The following is an 18,748-nucleotide window of genomic DNA, read 5'->3' on the forward strand; positions in this document are numbered from 1 at the left end:
TGTCGATAATGACATAACAAAATTTATAAATAATCATGGAAAATTTAAAAGACAAAGTAGTTTTAATTACAGGTTCATCAAGAGGAATTGGAGCAGCAATTGCACTAAAAGTATCTCAGGCCGGAGCAAAAGTTATCATCAATTATGCAGGGGGTAAAGAACCTGCCGAAAAATTAGCTCAGGAAATCATTTCTAACGGAGGTCAGGCTTTAGCTATTAAAGCAGACGTAAGCAATTCTACAGAAGTTAAAAATCTTTTTGACGAAAGTATCGCGCATTTTGGAAAAATCGATGTGTTGATTAACAACGCGGGTATTATGATTACCAAATTAATCAAGGATACTACAGATGAAGATTTTGACCGTCACTTCAATATCAATGTAAAAGGAACTTTTAATACCATGCGTGAAGCAGCTTCTAAACTGGCTGATAACGGAAGTATTATCAACTTTTCGACTTCTGTAAATCGTATTATGCTTCCGGGTTACGCCACTTATGTAGCCACAAAATCTGCGGTGGAGCAATTGACAAGAGTTTTTTCTAAAGAAATTGGTTCAAGAGGAATTAACGTAAACTCCGTTTCGCCCGGACCAACAAACACAGAATTATTCACAAACGGAAAATCAGAAGAAGTTATCGCAAGATTAGCATCATTGTCAGCTTTCAATAGAATTGGAGAAACTAATGATATTGCAAATGTGGTTGTATTCCTTGCTTCTGACGACGCAAAATGGGTAAATGCGCAGAATATTGGTGTTAACGGCGGAATGGCATAATCTTAAAATTAAAATTATGAAAACATACATAAACGCTATAATATTAGGATTGTTTGGCGCTGCTGCGGTTACTGTTTCCTTCATGCTGCAATGGCCAACATGGACGATGTTCCTGGCTTGGGTAAGTTATTATTTATTCGGAAAATCGATTAAAACTTCTATTCCGGTCTTCGTACAAATAATCTTCGGAATCTTGATGGGAGTAGGGATAATGGTATCGGCGAAATTTTTTGAAACCATAATTGGAGTTGCAGGTTTTCAACTGGCGGTATTTTTATTCATCGGTTCATTGGCTTTCTTATCCAAAATAGAAGGTTTAAAAAGTATTCCGGCTTGGTTTATCGGATTGATAATCATTTTCGGAGTACATCCGGAACTTGAATTTGTGGCTATTGTCAGCCTTTTGATTCCGGTAATTGCAGGATTTACATTTGCCTGGCTCAATGATTCTTCAATTCAAATCGTATCAAAATCATTCAACAATTAAAATTTAAAAATCATGAAAATATTAAATAATAAAGTCGCAGTAATTACGGGTTCAGCAAGAGGTTTAGGAAAAGCTATTGCAGAAAGATATGCATCATTGGGTGCCAATATTGTAATCAATTATTCAAAAGACAAAGCTTCTGCAGATGAAGTAGTATCAAACATTACAGCAATGGGCGTAAAAGTAATCGCTGTTCAGGCCGACGTAAGTGTAGTTGCCGATATCGAAAGATTATTTGAAGAAGCCATTAAAGCTTTTGGAAAAATTGACATTGTTGTTGCCAATGCCGGTATCGAAATGGTAGAAACTCCGGTTACTGAATTTACAGAATCTCAGTTTGATAAACTATTTTCTATCAATACAAAAGGAGCTTATTTCACCATGCAGCAAGCGGCGAAGAAAGTAGAAAACAACGGAAGGATAATTTATATTGCTTCAAGTACAACGGCTTTCCCAATACCGGGAATGGCAATTTATGGTGGAAGTAAAAGTACGCCGCGTTATATGGTCGATGTTTTATCTAAAGAAATTGGACATAAAGGAATTACGGTTAATACAATTATTCCGTTTGCTGTAGATCATTCGGGAATTTTTACAGATGAAAACAGTTATCCGGAATTGAGAAAATCATTGATTGACAGCTGCCCAATGGGAAGATTGGCAGAAGTAGAAGATGTAGCCAATATTGCTGAATTTTTTGCAAGTGATTTGTCTTCTTTCGTAAATGGTCAGCATTTGCTTGTAAACGGCGGAGCAAATCAATAATAAACTTTGACGGGAATAGCTTTCGTCTTCAAAAGTGTTCTAAAAAAGTCAGGTTTTTTGTTTTATCAAAACCTGACTTTTTTATTTTTCTTCTAATTACAGACTTAATATCAAAAATCTATTCTATTTTAGGAAGAAATTTGGCAGAAATTAAATACATATAAAATTCTTACATTCGCCAAACCAAAATTCAAACTATGGAGTACTTTATACTTTTTGTCTTATTTGTATGTGTTATTGTCTTGTTTAATAGTCTCTCTAAAGTAAAAGAAGAAAACGAGCATCTGGATTCTCTTTATAGAAAAAGCAGAGAAGATTACAATTTTTTGAAAAATGAAATTAGCGAAATTAAAAAACAGATAGGCCAATCTGGTTTTACTGCTGATTTACCGCAAAAAATTGAAGAAAGTCCTGCGCCAGTAGTTGAAGTTTTGCCGCCAATTCAAGATCTTGCTAATAGTTTTGATGATGTCCTTCAAAATGAAGAAAATAACATTAATGAAGAATCTTTAGAGAAACTTGCTTTAAGCTTTGATTCACAAGGTATTCCTGTTTCTGTCCCAAACCAAATTGTTGAAGAAAAAGAGGCTGCTGAACCGATAGAAAATATCGAAACACAGTCAATTCCTGAATTTGAAACACAACCGGAACCTCAACATAAGGAAGAAGAAGTTTATGTAGAAAGTGCTTTTTCAATTTTTATAAAAAAATTAGAACAGCAGTTTGCCGAAAACTGGACGGGGATTTTAGGAACCGCAATAATGGTTCTAGGAATTGGTTATTTAAGCATTTATACGGCTTTGAAAGTTTCGCCAATGTTTAGGATTTTAATTCTTTGGCTTTATTCTGGAGTTTTAGTAGGTTCATATTTCTTTTTAAAGAAAAAAGAAAAATGGTTTAAAACAGGACTTTGGCTTCGCAGTGCCGGAGCAAGTTTGTTTTTGTTTGGATGTTTTGGCGCTTCGCAAATTCCTGCGCTTACTTTTATAGAAAGTATTCCGCTCGCTTATTCACTCATTGGAGTTGGGATTGCAATAAATTTATATGTAGGGTATATCATAAAACAACAAACCTTTTTATCACTTCATGTCATTTTAAGTATTTTGGTTTTATGTGTCATTCCCGAAAAACTCTTAGTTACCTTTTTGCTGGCAGCTTTAACCGCAACGGCAGGAATTATATTGTCTTATAAAGAAAAATGGGAATATCATTTGTTGATCGTTATTTCGGCCTTTATAATATTTGATATTTGGTTTACACAAGGAATACATAGTCTCAGTCCGTCTCAAAATATATTTGCCATATTGGGTATTATTTTGGTTTCAGTAAGTTGTATGTACATGCAGTACCGAAGTATTTATACCAATACACGCTTCGACCGAATTGCTTTTATAACACATCTTACCAACTGGATCTTATTTGCTTTAGGTTTAATTTTACATTCAACCGGAAGTAAAATCAAAATATTTGTTTTGTTTACTGCGGGAATTCTTTGCCTTTTTGCTGCTCTTTTTGCCAGAAAGAAAAAGATTTTCTGGCTGTATCATTTAGACGGAATGGTTTCATTTTTACTTTTCTCACTAAGTATTATTATGCTTAATGACTGGAAAGTAGGTTTTGATGTTATCGCCTGTGCATTATACTTTTTGGTTATCACTTGTTTATTTATCGTTTACAAAAGCGGGGAAATTTTGCTGCATAAAATATTTTTAGGTCTTAATCATATTTTAGGCTTAATCATTTTTGGCTTTTTTATTGTGCAGGTTAATGCACCTTTTGAGCAAACGAATAGTACGCATACTTTTGCGTCGTTGATTGTTATGACTTTAATTACATTAATCGTTCCTGTTTTCTGCGCTGTAAAAAAAGAATTCTCAGAAATTGATTCTTTAACCGTTAAAAAAGATTTGAGCTTAAACGGAATTTTCTCTGTGCTGTTCTCCACATTGTTTTTTGTAAGCTGGTATCATACGATCGAAATTTCGTTTTATTATCCTCTTGTATTCCTTGCTTTATTGTGGTGCTTTTTACGATTCAAATTCAAAACCAATACTTTTGATTTAGGACGATTCATTTTTTTAAACACAACGATCATTGCAGGTTTAGTATTAATTTTCCAAAATCCTAAATCTAATTTAGATGTGGTTTTTGCTTTAGGAATTATTGCTGTAATAACATTTAACTGGTTTGTAAAATTATTTTATAGAAATGAACATACCATAAAAACCATCGGGATTATTGGTGTAAATGCTTTGTTGGTTTTGTTTTCGTATAAATATTTAGCTGGTTATGATATTGTTCAGATTTTCGGATTATTTACTGCTGCGGTGCTAAACCACGAATTTCTTTGGATTCAGTTTAAACGAAAATCACTTTCTGATGACAATCAAGTGTTGTTGTATCTTTTTTGTCTTGCTTTTTCAATATTCGGAAGCGCATTGTTTTTATACAATACCCAATTTTTAAGTAATACCGAAATTGGTTTAATCGCCGTTGGACTTTCTGTTATCGAAGTTTACATTTTGTTTGCAGATAAAATCAGAAATAAATCGAATGAAGAAATTTCAGGCTGGAAAAATTTCGGTACACTAAATTCTGAATTCATTCTTTTTAATGCGTTAGTTTTTGGATTCTCTTGTATTGAACTAGATTATATTCCGGTTTATTTAGGAAGTTTAGCGTTGGTAACTTTTTGGATTTTTCAAAAAACCGAAAAAATGAAACGCTATAATATTTATTCTTTTGTACTACTGATAGGCTGTGTGCTTTTAAGTATTTATTTAGCCATTTTTGATGCAGATAAAGAGTTGAATAAAAATATCCTTTATATAACACAAACAATAAGTGTTTTGATATCTGCCGCTTATAGTTATCTGCAGATGAAGAGCCGGAAAGAAGAAGGGAAAATGTTTATTGCAATTTTACCTTTTATTCAAAATTTATGGGTAATTGCTTTATTATTTATTCAGGTAGAAATAGTCTATTTGCCTTTACTATTTATGTTTTTGGCAATCCTTAATTTTGGTTTGATTTTATACAAAAAAATAGAATTGGCTTCAGAATCAATATTAGTTATTGGACTTTTATCTATTTTAACTTCTGTTTTTTACAGCATCAAAGTACTCAATCATTTTACTTTGATGGATTGGGTTTTACAGCTTTCGGCAGTGGTATTATTGATTGTTTTGGTTTTTCTGACAAAGAAAAAAGAGTTTATTAAATCCTTGCAGATAGATTATCAAATAGCTGTAAATATCTGGCTTTCTATTATTATGTTCTCACAGCTGGAACACAAATGGCTTCCTGTATTTTGGGCGGTGACAGCTATTGTAAATTTATTGCTTTATTATAAAAAAATAGGGAACAAAAAAGAAATCAGCATTGTTTACTATTTGCTGGCTAACTTTCATTTAGCTTTTGTGAGTTTTAATTATTTCGAAGCTAAATTTGAATTCGTTTATCTGATCATATTTGCTTTGCTCGCTTTATATATTTTTATCATTTACAAATACATCGAAGATTTCAAACTAAGAAATAGTATTATTATTTATCCGGCTACTTTCAGCATCGGATTGTTTTTATTTCTTTCGTTTGATAAAGGAATCTTAACATTCTTCTGGATTTTAGAATCTTTAGGATTGCTGATACTCGGAATTATTCTAAAAGAAAAATATTTTCGTTACGTTTCACTTTCCTTAGTTGGTGTTTGTGTAATTCGATTAATGTTTTTTGATTTATCAAATGCCGATTTCCTTATAAGAGCATTAGTTTTATTGGGCGTTGGAGTAGTACTTTTAGTAATGAATACTTTATTTAAAAAATACAAAGAACGATTTGATTAAAATAATGCTAAAAAAGAAGCCCTTAAATAGAAATATTTAAGGGCTTCTTTTTTATAGGGAACTTATTTATTCTTCGTTTTCTAAATTATCAACAGCAGAAATCTGATCCAGAATATTAGTTTGATTTGGCGAAATGTAATTTTTATTTTCGGGAGGAGTTTCCTTCTTAAACAGAAGATCCAATGCATGGTATAGTTTCAATAAAACATCTTTGTCTTCTTTTGCAATATCTAAGGCAGTATTAAAATTAAAAACATAATTATTCGAATTGCGTACTTCTACTTTTATCGTTTTTGATGTAATTTTAAATTTAACTATGTCCATATTATTTCTAAGTTGCTTAATGAAATTGCAAAGTTATTGTAATTAATTGTATAAATAAAAATATGAATAATTTAAAATAGCAAGTTGAGGTTCTGTTTTGCAGCAATAAAAAATCCCGATTTTCATTTTGAAGTGAAAATCGGGATTTTTTTAAGAAGTAACTATTTATTTTTTAACAAACTTAAAGTTTTGAACCTTATTATCTGCCGAGGAAACTTTTACCACATAAACACCTTTTGCAAGATTGTTTACAGGTATTTCTGAACTAATCATATCTTCAGCAACCAGAGCTGTTTTCGATACTTCTTTACCTGATATATCGTACACTGAAATAACAGCAGGTTCGCTAATCGTATGATCAAATTTTATCCTGAAAGTTGTTGAAGCAGGATTAGGGAAAATATAGTTTGTGGCAGCAATTCCCCAGTTATAATCCGGAGTGCTTAAAATTGGACCGTCATAAAGAGCATACAAAGCAGCATCTGCCTGAGGAAGTTGCGCACTTAAAGTTCCTTGCGCCGTGCTTATTGTTCCGGAATATAGTTCTTTAACGTTATAAGTTCCGGAACCCAAACCAATTCGGCTTAAACTAATATTATTAGTTGTTGCAACATTGCTGTAATTAAATACCGCAACGTAGGTAACATTATTGTGTGTCGCATAGAAAACAGTTGCCGCACTATTTCCTGTATTACCTTCTGACGGAATAAAACGCATATCGTTTCGGGCTGCATCCATAACAGCATCATTTTGTAAAAGATTTTGTCCTGTAGCTTTCCACGTACCGGCAACAGAGAAATCGTCACCGCTTGTAATCGTTCCCGTTACTACGCTGCTTAATAATCGCGCGCGATTTTGTCCAATAGAAACATTGCCAAATACAACATTATCAGCATCCAGGTAATCATAAATCTGATTTTGCCACCAGCCATAAGTAGTACTGTTTAAAGTATAATCAGTATCGCTGATACTGCTGTACGCATCACAAGCAATACGACGTACATGCGCAAACGGGCCAGTTGCCAAATTAGGCGAAATAGCAGCCTCAACCAGCATTGTTCCGTTAATTTCATCCACTAAGTACTTCATACCTTCTTGATAGGCTTCCATACCCGTGTGAATCTGATAATTTGTAAAACTGTCGGCTTCTATACTCGCATGAGTCAAAAAGTCGATTTTAACCATTTCAAATCCTGCCGCTTTAAAACGATTAACAAAATATTTTATTCTGGCCTTAGTTCCCGGACTTGTAGGATCCATGGCATAAGCTCCATCCAGTTCAAGAGGACTTCCGTTAACCATTGTCCAGCATTGGTTATAACTGTATGAGCTGCCTTCTACCTGACGGTTATATTTACCCCAGTCTACAAATGGAGCCCAGTAAATACCCGCTTTAAATCCTTTGCTTTTTGCATAGGTAACAAATTGTGCAAGCTGAGCATCGGTCATATTATCCCAATACGAATCAAGATCAATGAATAAAGTATTGTCTTCCGTTTTATATGCCGGGCAGTCATCATGAAAATAATCTACTACAGCCTTAACCTTAGTTAAATTAATATTAGTCTGCATTGCACCCCAGCTATTCCAGCCCATAGGTTTTGGAGCTGTCCAGTCAAAAATATATTTTGGCTGCAGTGCGGCATTTGCCTGCGCAAATTCTTCAAAACCTGTTCTCCAGTCATCACCCGCATTTATCATTACTTTAGGCGAAGGACAGCTCGTTTGACCCACATTCACCCAGCCATGACCACGTTTATCTCTGGTTATTTCCTGTTTTGTCCAGCCAGCAATAACCGAAACATAAGCAGAGGATGCACCGCCGCCATTTACAGTAATACCTGTTTTCCATTTTGTATGTTCAAGAGAACCAATAACCAAACCTTTACGGTTCGTATTATTGTAGATGTTCGTAACTTCAGATGCAGTAAAATCAGCTGAGTTTAAAGTGTAAGCATTATAGCGGATCCATGCATCATTATCATAAGGAACAAACACAGCTCTTGTGTCGCCTGTACCAAAATTTGGCGTTACCTGATAACTCGTTAAAGGGGACATTCTATAGCAGTTCGATCCGCTTCCGGTAAGTACAACTTGTACCGCCACATATTCTTTATTGGTATACGTATAAAATATTTGCTGCATGCCCAAAGTATAATTTCCGCTTAAAGTAAAAATATGTTTTGTTCCGCTGCCAATATTATCTGTAAAGGGTGCCGATGAATAAGCAGCTGTAGCAAAATTACTGCTCAAATACTGCTGATCACTATTTGCATAAGCAGATGCGTTTGTAATAACAGTAGCTCCATTAAACTTTACACTATAAGTTTTAGTGGCTAAATTGTAAACAATGCTATTATTTGTACCAAAAGCAATAGTTTGAAGACTCGAAGAACTAAGCGGCGTTAAAACAAACTTATCTAAATTAGGAGCCCATGAAATTGTATTATCCCAAAGCAGCGTTGTGGTTCCGCTGTTTAAGTATACACTTAAATTTTTAGATGCAGCAGTACTCCATCCGCCGCTTGGATCGCACGGAATAGATATCGCTGTGGCTGAACCAGCCGTTAAACGAATGGTGCGCGGATCTCCGGTACAATAAAATAATTGAAGATTGTACCAGCCCGCAGCCGAAACCGTAACATTTGTTGATACACTGCTGTTCCCTCCCAAATTCCCAACAATTTTGCCGGAACAGGAATCGCAGTTTTGTATGTCAGCACTATTAGTACGTGTACCATTTTCGAACTCATAGGTTTGAGCTGAAGTATATAACGCTATAAAGAGCAATGTGGTGGTAAACAATGCCTTAATAAATAATCTTTGTTTTGTAATTTTTTCTTGCATAATAATTTTGGTTTAGATAGTTAGAATGCAGTACTATACTATACTGTGCTACAATGATAAGAAAAATAATAATATAATGTTAAAAATTTGAGAGTTTTTATTTTTGAAGCTGCCAGAATTATGTTTTTCGTTTTTAAATAATCTTTAAAATAAGTATAGATTAATTGAATAATCAATTAAACAAAAAATGGAAAAGAAGTATTAAAATTTGATTATCCTGACCGAAGTGAAGGATAATATTATGGATACTGATCGTCTTGTTTTTTGAAATTATTTGAAAAAATTGTAAAATTTACAATTATTCAGAAAATAAAAATTTCTTTCGATTGCGTTAGCTGTTAATTGAATATGTTAATGGTTATATACCTTATTTTTAAGGGGAAAGCAAGATTTAAGTGCTGGTTTTTTAATTGTATAAATTATTTTTTAATGCCTTTTAAATGGAAGATTTAATGAAATATTTTTTGAAGTGCTTGCGAAATAAATTTTAATTTGTATCATTGTAGTATAGAATAGTATAATAACCAAAAATAACCCTTTAATGAAACCCAATTTTTTTCTATTCAAAAAAATGCTTTTGTCCATTTTGTTTGTGGCATTTTTCTTTAATTCGGCTTTAGCCCAAAAAAGTATCAAAATAACTTTTGGGAAAAACGGAATCATAACTTATGATGCAAAACAAAAAACAATTGCTGTAAGCCAATCTGGAAAAACTATTTTTTCAGAAGCAAAAGCTTCAGTTATTGTGAATGGTAAAACAATTTCGGTTAATGATTATTCAGAAGCTGTTTTGTCAAAAGAAACACTGAATGATAATTTAGGAAAAGGAACAAAATATACACTTACTTATACGGATAAAACCAATCCCACCCTAATCCAAAACTTCTATACTTATAACAATCAGTCCTATTTTATAACTCAAATAGAAATTTTAGGTACAGGGCAGCAAGTCGCCACCAATTATATTTCGCCTTTAGATTTAGGAAAAATTACTTTTGATAAAATTGAAAACCTGCAAACCGTTTTTGTGCCTTATGATAATGATGCTTTTATCAGTTACAATTCAAAGAAGCTGGATACAATTTCGCATAGTACAAGTGCCGAAGTCGGAATTTTATTCAATAATACTTCCAGAAATGGTTTTATAATAGGTTCTCTAGAACACACCGTTTGGAAAAGTGCTGTAAAAACAACCAATAAAAAACCGACAGCTTTATTTTCTGCATGGGCAGGATATGCTGAAAAAGAAATTACACGTGACAGTATCGCACACGGTTTGGTAAAAGGCAATAAAGTATTGTCTCCAAAATTTTTCGTGGGTTATTATTCAGATTGGCGAAATGGTATGGAAGATTATGCCAAAACCAATCGCATTGTAGAAAAGCCTTATGTTTTTGAGTGGGACAAACCAACTCCGGTAGGATGGAACAGCTGGGGAGTTTTGATGGAGAAAATTAATTTTGAAAATACGACAAAGGTTGCAGACTTTTTTGCCAATTCAATTCCACAGTTTAGAGTAGGTAACACAGCTTATATCGATTTGGATTCATTTTGGGACAATATGGTAAAAGGCGGTTTTACGGGAGATTTTAGCAAACTAAAAGAATTCGCAGATTATTGTAAAAGCAAAGGTTTAGAACCGGGAGCATATTGGGCGCCTTTTACAGATTGGGGTTGGAAAGACGGGCCAAACCGTAAAGCCGAAGGAAGTGATTATACTTTTGGAGAAATGTGGACCAAAACCGGAAACACATATTTTGATTTTGACGGTGCCAGAGCGATCGACCCAACACATCCGGGTACGCTAAAACGTGTTGATTATGTAATTAATAAACTAAAAGCATGCGGTTTTAAAATGATTAAAATTGACTTTTTAGGCCACGCTGCTGCAGAATCTTCTTCGTTTTATGATAAAAATGTTACTACTGGAATGCAGGCTTACAAAGTTGGAATGGAACATTTGGTAAATGCACTAGACGGGCAAATGCTTATTTATGCTGCTATTTCCCCAAACATGGCAACATCTCGTTATGCCCACGTCCGTCGTATTGCATGTGATGCCTGGAAAACAATCGAACATACCCAATACACACTTAATAGTGTAAATTATGGCTGGTGGCAAACCTACTCGTATGATTATATTGATGCCGATCATGTGGTTTTTGCAGATGTAACAGAAGGAGAAAACCGCGCCAGATTAATTTCGGCAGTCATTACAGGAACTTTAATAACCGGAGACGATTATAGTAAAGATGGAATTTGGAGCGTACGCGCAAAAGAATGGCTTCAGAATAAAGAATTACTAAAAATTGTTTCTCACGGAGTAGCTTTTCGTCCGGTAGAAGGAAATACAGGAAAACATACGACTGAAGTTTTCGAACAAAAAATAGGAAACGATTGGTATATAGCGGTTTTAAATTATGGTAATACACCTAAAAATTATTCACTTCCTCTGGAAAGATTGGGCATAAAAAAGGGTAATTATAAACTGCAAGATCTTTTTACAAATCAAAATACTAATGTAAAAAATAATATAAATGTAAGTCTTGGTTCTAAAGATGCTCATTTGTACAAAATCATAAATCGTTAATTGAATGTATATGAAAAGACATTTTTTTAAGAAAACCATTTTAGTTGTATCGTTGCTGATACTTTCATCAAATGCTGTAAAAGCTTCGGTAACACTGCCTTCTTTTTTTACAGATAATATGGTATTGCAGCAAAAAAGTGCAGTTCCGTTTTGGGGAGAAAGCAATCAAAAATCAGTATCAATTACAACTTCATGGGATAAAAAAACATACAAAGCGAATGTCGTAAACGGCAAATGGACTGTGGTTTTGAAAACCCCTGTTTTCGGCGGACCTTATTCGATTACTATAAATGACGGAGATTTAAAGACGCTTCAAAATATTTTAATTGGTGAAGTCTGGCTGTGTTCCGGACAAAGCAATATGGAAATGCCTCTTGAAGGATGGGGAAAAATAAACAATTATAAAGAAGAAATACAAAACGCTGATTATCCTCAAATACGATTATTACAAGCCGAACATATCGAAAGTACTTTACCGCTAAATACGTTAAAAGTACAGCACGACGGCTGGAATGTATGCAGTCCAAAAAACATTGCCGATTTTAGTGCAACAGCGTATTTTTTTGCCAGAAAGATTTACAAAGAAAAAAAGATTCCGATAGGATTAATTCATTCTTCGTGGGGAGGAACACTTATAGAAGCCTGGACAAGTTCTGGAGCGTTAAGTACAATTCATGATTTTGATACCGAAATCGAAGCCATGAAATCTGAAACGAACAGAGAAGCTTTACTGCAGAAATACAATGCTGATTTGGCTGTTTGGGAAAAGCAGGTTGCGAATGCAGACAAAGGAATGCAGCAGGAAAAAGCAATTTGGTCAGCAGAAAACTTTGATGATGCATCCTGGAAAACTATGAAACTGCCTTCTTTTTTTGACAGCCACGGATTAGCCAATTTTGATGGCGTAATCTGGTTTAGAAAAAAGTTCACCATCACTGAAAATAATAAAGATTTTAACCTGAGTTATTATGCCGATGATGATGATATACTTTGGGTAAATGGTAATCATGTTGGCGAAACCAAAGGTTATAATGTAGAACGTCATTATACGATTCCTGTTAAGTTTCTGAAAAAAGGAGAAAATACAATCACAATCAGAGTTTTTGACGGAGCAGGAAACGGAGGAGTTTACACAGATGAAAAAATCACTTTAAAATCTGAAAATGAAACTCTTTCATTAGCCGGAGACTGGAAATATAATATTGGTGCAGACAGTAAAGATCTACAGGCAAAACCATATTTAGCGCAAGGGCAAAACAGACCAAGTGCGATTTATAATGCTATGATTGCGCCTTTGTTAGATTATAAAATAAAAGGAGTAATCTGGTATCAGGGAGAAAGCAATGCAGAAAGAGCTTTTCAATATCAAAAATTATTGCCACTGCTGATAAACGATTGGAGAGCTAAATTTAAAGATAAAAATCTGCCGTTTTTGTTTGTTCAGTTAGCCAATTATAAGCAGCAAAAACAACAGCCTGAAGATTCAGATTGGGCAGAATTAAGAGAAGCACAATTCATGGCTTTGAAATTACCAAATACCGGAATGGCGGTGACAACTGATATTGGAAATGGAGAAGACATTCACCCAAAAAACAAACAAGATGTTGGAGGACGTTTGGCAAATATTGCTCTAGCAAAAGTTTACAATACTAAAATTGAGTATTCTGGGCCACTTTATAAATCGTATATGATTAAAGCAAATGTGATTACAGTAGATTTTGATTTTAATGAAAATATAAAAGCAAAAGATAATCTCCTAAAAGGGTTTTCGATTGCTGGAGCCGACCAAAAATTTCATTGGGCAGAAGCCAAAATCGTCAACGGAAAAGTAGAAGTATATGCGCAGGAAGTCCCAAATCCGGTTTCGGTGCGATACAATTGGGCAGACAATCCAAACGGAAACTTAACCAATGCTTCAGGGTTGCCGGCATCCTCTTTTAGAACCGATAACTGGGCAGGAATTACACAAAAAAAGAAATAAGAAAATAACACATAATAAAATGAAAAAACAATTTACAACTTTAAGGCAGTCTTTTGCGATAGCATTTTTTATTCTCACGAGTTATTGCAGTTCAATAACAGCACAGCAGATTATTACGGTAAAAACAAAAAGCAACGCATTGGTTTTACAAGTAACTCCGGGAAAAGAAATAAACACTATTTATTTAGGAGAAAAACTGGCAAACGATTCAGAATATACAAAAATACAAGCTCAGTTTCGTCAGGGAACAGATTACTCTGGTATTTATAATGCGGCTTATACGGCATCGGGATCTAAAAATTTGTTAGAACCTGCCATTACCGTAACGCACGCTGACGGAAATACTTCGCTTGATTTGTTATACGTAAGTCATGAAACAAACAAAATTAGTACAGGAGTTTTTCAAACTGATATTACGCTAAAAGATCTTGTTTATCCGGTTGAGGTTCATTTGTTTATTCAGTCTTATTATGATAATGATGTAATAGAGCAGTGGACAACCATTCAGCATAATGAAAAAGCAAGTATTACTTTAAATAAATATGCTTCGGCTAATTTATATCTTAAAGGATACAATAACTTTTACCTAAATCAATATCATGGTGACTGGGCAAAAGAAATGCAGCCCGAAGAAACAAAGTTAACGCACGGAATTAAAGTGTTAGATTCTAAATTAGGATCTCGTACTAATTTATTTCAGCCATCGGTATTTATGGTTTCTTTAGATAAACCAGCTTCAGAAGATGAAGGAAAAGTTTTGTTTGCAGGTTTAGAATGGTCAGGAAATTTTAGAACCGATTTAGAATTAGATCCTTTAAATAATCTTCGTGTAATTTCAGGAATTAATAATGCAGCAGCGGCTTATAAATTAGCTAAAAATGAAGTGTTTACAACGCCTAAATTTTGGTATACTTTATCATCAAAAGGAAAAGGAACTGCAAGCCGTAATTTGCACGATTGGTCAAGAAGTCATAAAATCCTTGACGGAAAAGGAGATCGTTTAACTTTGTTAAACAACTGGGAAGCGACTTATTTTAATTTTGATGAAGAGAAACTAAAAGTGCTTATCGCTGATAGTAAAAAACTGGGTGTTGATATGTTTTTATTAGATGATGGATGGTTCGGAAATACTTATCCACGTAATAATGACGACGCAGCTTTAGGAGATTGGGAGGTTAACAAAAAGAAATTACCAAACGGAATTGGAACTTTGGTAAAAACAGCTAAAGACAATCAGGTTAAATTCGGAATATGGATTGAACCTGAAATGGTAAATCCGGCGAGTGATTTGTATAAAAAACATCCGGAATGGGTGATTAAACAACCGGGAAGAGCAGAACATTATTTCCGTAATCAATTGGTTTTAGACTTATCAAATCCAAAAGTTCAGGATTTTGTTTATGGAGTTGTAGACAATCTTTTTACTCAAAATCCAGAATTGGCTTATATCAAATGGGATTGCAATGCAGTGATTTATAACGCGTATTCAAGTAATTTAAAAGACAATCAGAATAATTTTTATACGGATTATGTAAACGGGCTTTATAAAGTTTTAGAACGTATTCGTGTAAAATATCCAAAAGTGCCAATGATGCTTTGTTCCGGAGGCGGCGGAAGAGTAGATTACGGAGCTTTAAAATACTTTACTGAATTCTGGCCAAGTGATAATACAGATCCTTTAGAGCGTGTATACATGCAATGGGAATACTCGTATTTTTATCCGGCTCTTACAATCGCAGCACACGTTACAGACTGGGGAAAACAGTCTATAAAATACCGTACAGATGTTGCTATGATGGGACGATTAGGTTTTGATATTGTGGTTAAAGATTTAAACGAAAAAGATTTAGCTTTTACGCAGCAAGCCATTAAAAACTACAAGGCATTAAGCGGAACAATCTGGCAGGGAGATCAATATCGTCTGCAAAACCCGTGGGGCAATGATGCGGCATCGGTAATGTTTGTGAATAAAAACGGAAACGAAGCCGTAATGTTTAGTTATTCGGTTAATTCGAGATATGAAGCCGGAACACATCTTCCGATAAAATTAAAAGGATTGCAAGCTGGACAAAACTACAAAGTAGAAGAAATCAATGTGTATCCGGATAAAAAACCTTCTGTAGAAACAGCGGTTTATTCCGGAGATTTTTTAATGCAGGTTGGAATTAATCCAAATGTATCAGTATCAAATAACAGCGTTGTTTTAAAAATCACAAAGGCCTAAAATAAATTTCAAACATTAGTATATATTTGTACTATATATTTTCTAAATAAATACCTATTAAAACGTTTATGAAGCAAATTATTCAACAGATAAAAAATCTTGAATCAATTAATTCCCTATCCAAACACGAGCAGCTGGTTCAGGGAATAATTAATGCCATTGATGAAAAGGTAGTAACAAAAGGTGATCTGCTTCCATCTGTAAATACTTTTATAAGCGAATTAGGTTTTGCAAGAGAAACTATTGCCAAAGCTTATAAAGAACTTGTTCACAGAGGAATTATCGAATCAAAAAACCGACTGGGATATTTCGTTGCAACCAATGATGTAAAACAAGAGTTGAAAGTGGCGCTGCTAATATTTGCATTTGATATTTTTCAGGAAACGTTTTATGAAAATTTCAGAAAAGGCCTTGGAAAAAATGTACAATTAGATATTTTTTTCCATCATAATAATTTTGATACGTTCGAAAATATTATTCAAAGTATAAAAGGAAAATACGGAATGTTTGTTATTGCCCCGATTCCTAATAAAAAAACACCGGATGTTTTAAAACAGCTGCCAACAAACAGAGTATTGCTGGTAGACCGTTTTATAGAAACAGATGAGGATTACAATTATGTTGCACAAGAGTTTGGAGATTCGTCTTACAATGCTTTTGTGCAGCTTAAAGATAAAATTAAAAAGTACGATGAGCTCGTTTTCTTCTTCAAGCCGTCGTCTGCAGAACCTAATGAAATTTTAAATTCATTTAAAAGATTCATGAAGGATTATGATATCAAAGGAATTATAAAAGAAGAATACACAGCAGGTTCTCTGGAAAAAGGAAAAGTGTATTTTACGATTCACAATCTGGAACTTTGGGAAATGCTGAAAGATTCTAAAATAAAAGGACTTAAGATTGGTACAGATATTGGTTTTATTTCGCACAACGATGATATTGTAAAAGAAATCATCTTTGACGGCGTAACCACGTTTTCTACAGATTTCTCTGAAATGGGAAAGAAAGCCGCTGATTTTGTGCTGAACAGAAAAAAGACACAAGTGATTATCCCGACAATTCTTATTGATAGAAATTCGTTGTAATTTATGAATGTTTTATCCATTGTTAGTTTTTTACTGATTACAGGTTTAGTTGCCGTAATTTCAGCCATAAAAACACGTAAAAGAAAGGTACAAACCACAAGCGGACTTTTTTTTGCAGATCATAACAATAACTTTTTTATAGTTGGAGGAGCTTTACTGCTCAGCAATATAAGTGCTAATCAGTTTATAGGCGAAAACGAATCTATATACACCAACAACATGAGCGTTATGGCATGGGGCGTAAGTTCTGTGTTGGCTATGCTGCTTGTTGCAGAGTTTTTTCTGCCTATTTATTTTCGTACCGGAGCCATGACAATTCCGGATTATCTGGGAAAACGTTATGACGATTCTACCAAAAAACTCGTATCGATCATATTTTTATGCAGTTATATTGTCAATTTACTTCCGGCAGTGTTATACGGAGGTGCCGTTGCCCTAACCGGAATGTTCAATTTTTTATATCCTTTAGAATTAACCTACTGGCAGAATATCTGGGTTATGGTTTGGATGATAGGTCTTACTGGCTGTGCCTATTCAGTTTTAGGCGGTTTACGTGCCATATCGATTAGTGACACGGTTTTAAGTGTTGGTTTATTGACCATTGGTATTGCTTTTCCTTACTTCGGATTTAAATTTTTAGGAAACGGAGACTGGTTCAAAGGGCTTCATATTTTGCTTTCGCAGCATAAAGAACATTTAAATTCCATAGGAGGACCGCACGATGAAATTCCGTTAAGTACCATTTTTACAGGAATGTTTATTATGAACCTGTACTATTGGGGAATGGAGCAATTTATTGTACAACAGGCACTTTCTGCAAAAAGTTTATCGCACAGTCAAAAAGGAATGGGACTGGCCTGTTTAGGGAAGTTATTATGTCCTTTTATCATCAATATTCCCGGATTGGTTGGGGTTCATCTTTACCAAAATCTCGAAAATACAGCCGAAGTTTTCCCGCTTGTTGTAAAAGATACATTGCCCGGAGTTATGATTGGTTTAACAGCCGCAGTGGTTCTTGGAGCTGCAATTAGTACTTTTAATGCAGGTCTTAATAGCAGCAGTACATTGTTCGTGCTGAATCTTTATAAACCATGGTTAGAGAAAAGAAACAAAGGAGTAACAGAGAAACATTTGGTTTATACCGGACGTAAATTTGAGATCATAGTATCGGCTTTAGCCATGTTTTCGGCTCCGTTTATATTGTTTAGCAAAGCTGGATTTTATACTTATTTACAACAGTTGAGCGGTATGTTCTGCCTGCCTATTTTTACCATTATTCTGATTGGTTTTGTGTTTAAAAAAGTACCACCGCAGGCTGCAAAAATGGGGATGATATTTTTTATTTTAGGCTATATTATTTTTAACTACGTACTCGATATTAAATTGCATTATCTGCACATGCTGGCACTTTTATTTGTGCTTACTTCTGTATGCATGCTGTTGGTTTCTAAGTTTTATCCGAAATATAATTATGTAGAAATAAAATTAGAATCGGTTGAATTATCACCTTGGAGAAACCGCTATTGGTATTTTGGTGCTTTAATAATTGGGATGATAAGTATCTTCGTTTTATTCTCAAAATGGGGAATAGCTTAAGGAAGGTTCTGAGGTTCTGAGGGACAAAAGTTAAAAGGTTTATGTAGAGACGCACAGCAGTGCGTCTTTTTTTGTTTGTAGATGGGTTGAAATATCTGAAAATTGTTCAAAATCGTCTCTTTGATTTTGCAGGTAAATTATACCTGTTTTCTTTGTTTTAATCCAAAACACTCTTAGGTTTTGTCTGAGATTTCTTTAAATTAATTATTCCTTTATTTTCTTTTTCCTTTT

General features: G+C 34.2%; 11 protein-coding genes. 9 read left to right on the top strand and 2 right to left on the bottom strand.

From position 1 onward, the window contains the following. The first annotated feature begins 35 nt into the window (after positions 1–35). From ASD98_RS05275 to ASD98_RS05290, 4 genes are all read left to right on the top strand, one after another. Positions 36–776, top strand: coding sequence for an SDR family oxidoreductase (locus ASD98_RS05275; protein ID WP_056201149.1), 741 nt, complete (start codon positions 36–38; stop codon positions 774–776). A gap of 16 nt (positions 777–792) precedes the next feature. Next, a complete protein-coding gene (locus tag ASD98_RS05280) occupies positions 793–1,263 on the top strand; it encodes a DUF1097 domain-containing protein (protein WP_056201152.1) in 471 nt (156 codons plus the stop codon). 12 nt (positions 1,264–1,275) lie between these two features. Further along, positions 1,276–2,028, top strand: coding sequence for an SDR family oxidoreductase (locus ASD98_RS05285; RefSeq protein WP_056201155.1), 753 nt, complete (start codon positions 1,276–1,278; stop codon positions 2,026–2,028). Between the two features lie 197 nt (positions 2,029–2,225). Next, on the top strand, positions 2,226–5,870 hold the full coding sequence (locus tag ASD98_RS05290; protein ID WP_128414783.1) for a DUF2339 domain-containing protein: 3,645 nt from the start codon (positions 2,226–2,228) through the stop codon (positions 5,868–5,870). Positions 5,871–5,936: 66 nt separating this feature from the next. Here ASD98_RS05290 and ASD98_RS05295 read toward each other — a convergent pair whose 3' ends face one another. Both ASD98_RS05295 and ASD98_RS05300 read right to left on the bottom strand, forming a co-directional pair. Next, complete coding sequence (locus ASD98_RS05295; protein WP_053474453.1) at positions 5,937–6,194, bottom strand: hypothetical protein; 258 nt, start codon at positions 6,192–6,194, stop codon at positions 5,937–5,939. A gap of 165 nt (positions 6,195–6,359) precedes the next feature. Beyond that, positions 6,360–9,041, bottom strand: coding sequence for a T9SS type A sorting domain-containing protein (locus ASD98_RS05300; RefSeq protein ID WP_056201158.1), 2,682 nt, complete (start codon positions 9,039–9,041; stop codon positions 6,360–6,362). Positions 9,042–9,582: 541 nt separating this feature from the next. Here ASD98_RS05300 and ASD98_RS05305 point away from each other — a divergent pair. From ASD98_RS05305 to ASD98_RS05325, 5 genes are all read left to right on the top strand, one after another. After that, entirely contained in the window at positions 9,583–11,631 is a 2,049-nt protein-coding gene (locus tag ASD98_RS05305) for a hypothetical protein (RefSeq protein WP_056201160.1), read from the top strand. Between the two features lie 10 nt (positions 11,632–11,641). Next, on the top strand, positions 11,642–13,612 hold the full coding sequence (locus ASD98_RS05310; protein WP_056201163.1) for a sialate O-acetylesterase: 1,971 nt from the start codon (positions 11,642–11,644) through the stop codon (positions 13,610–13,612). Between the two features lie 19 nt (positions 13,613–13,631). Continuing rightward, entirely contained in the window at positions 13,632–15,836 is a 2,205-nt protein-coding gene (locus ASD98_RS05315; RefSeq protein ID WP_056201166.1) for an alpha-galactosidase, read from the top strand. 68 nt (positions 15,837–15,904) lie between these two features. Further along, the gene (locus ASD98_RS05320; RefSeq protein WP_056201169.1) at positions 15,905–16,921 is read left to right on the top strand and encodes a GntR family transcriptional regulator; all 1,017 of its coding nucleotides are present in this window, start codon (positions 15,905–15,907) and stop codon (positions 16,919–16,921) included. A 3-nt stretch (positions 16,922–16,924) separates the two neighbouring features. Next, a complete protein-coding gene (locus ASD98_RS05325) occupies positions 16,925–18,517 on the top strand; it encodes a solute:sodium symporter family transporter (protein WP_056201172.1) in 1,593 nt (530 codons plus the stop codon). The last annotated feature ends 231 nt before the right edge of the window (positions 18,518–18,748 follow it).

Source organism: Flavobacterium sp. Root186, assembly GCF_001428525.1.
Lineage (GTDB): Bacteria > Bacteroidota > Bacteroidia > Flavobacteriales > Flavobacteriaceae > Flavobacterium.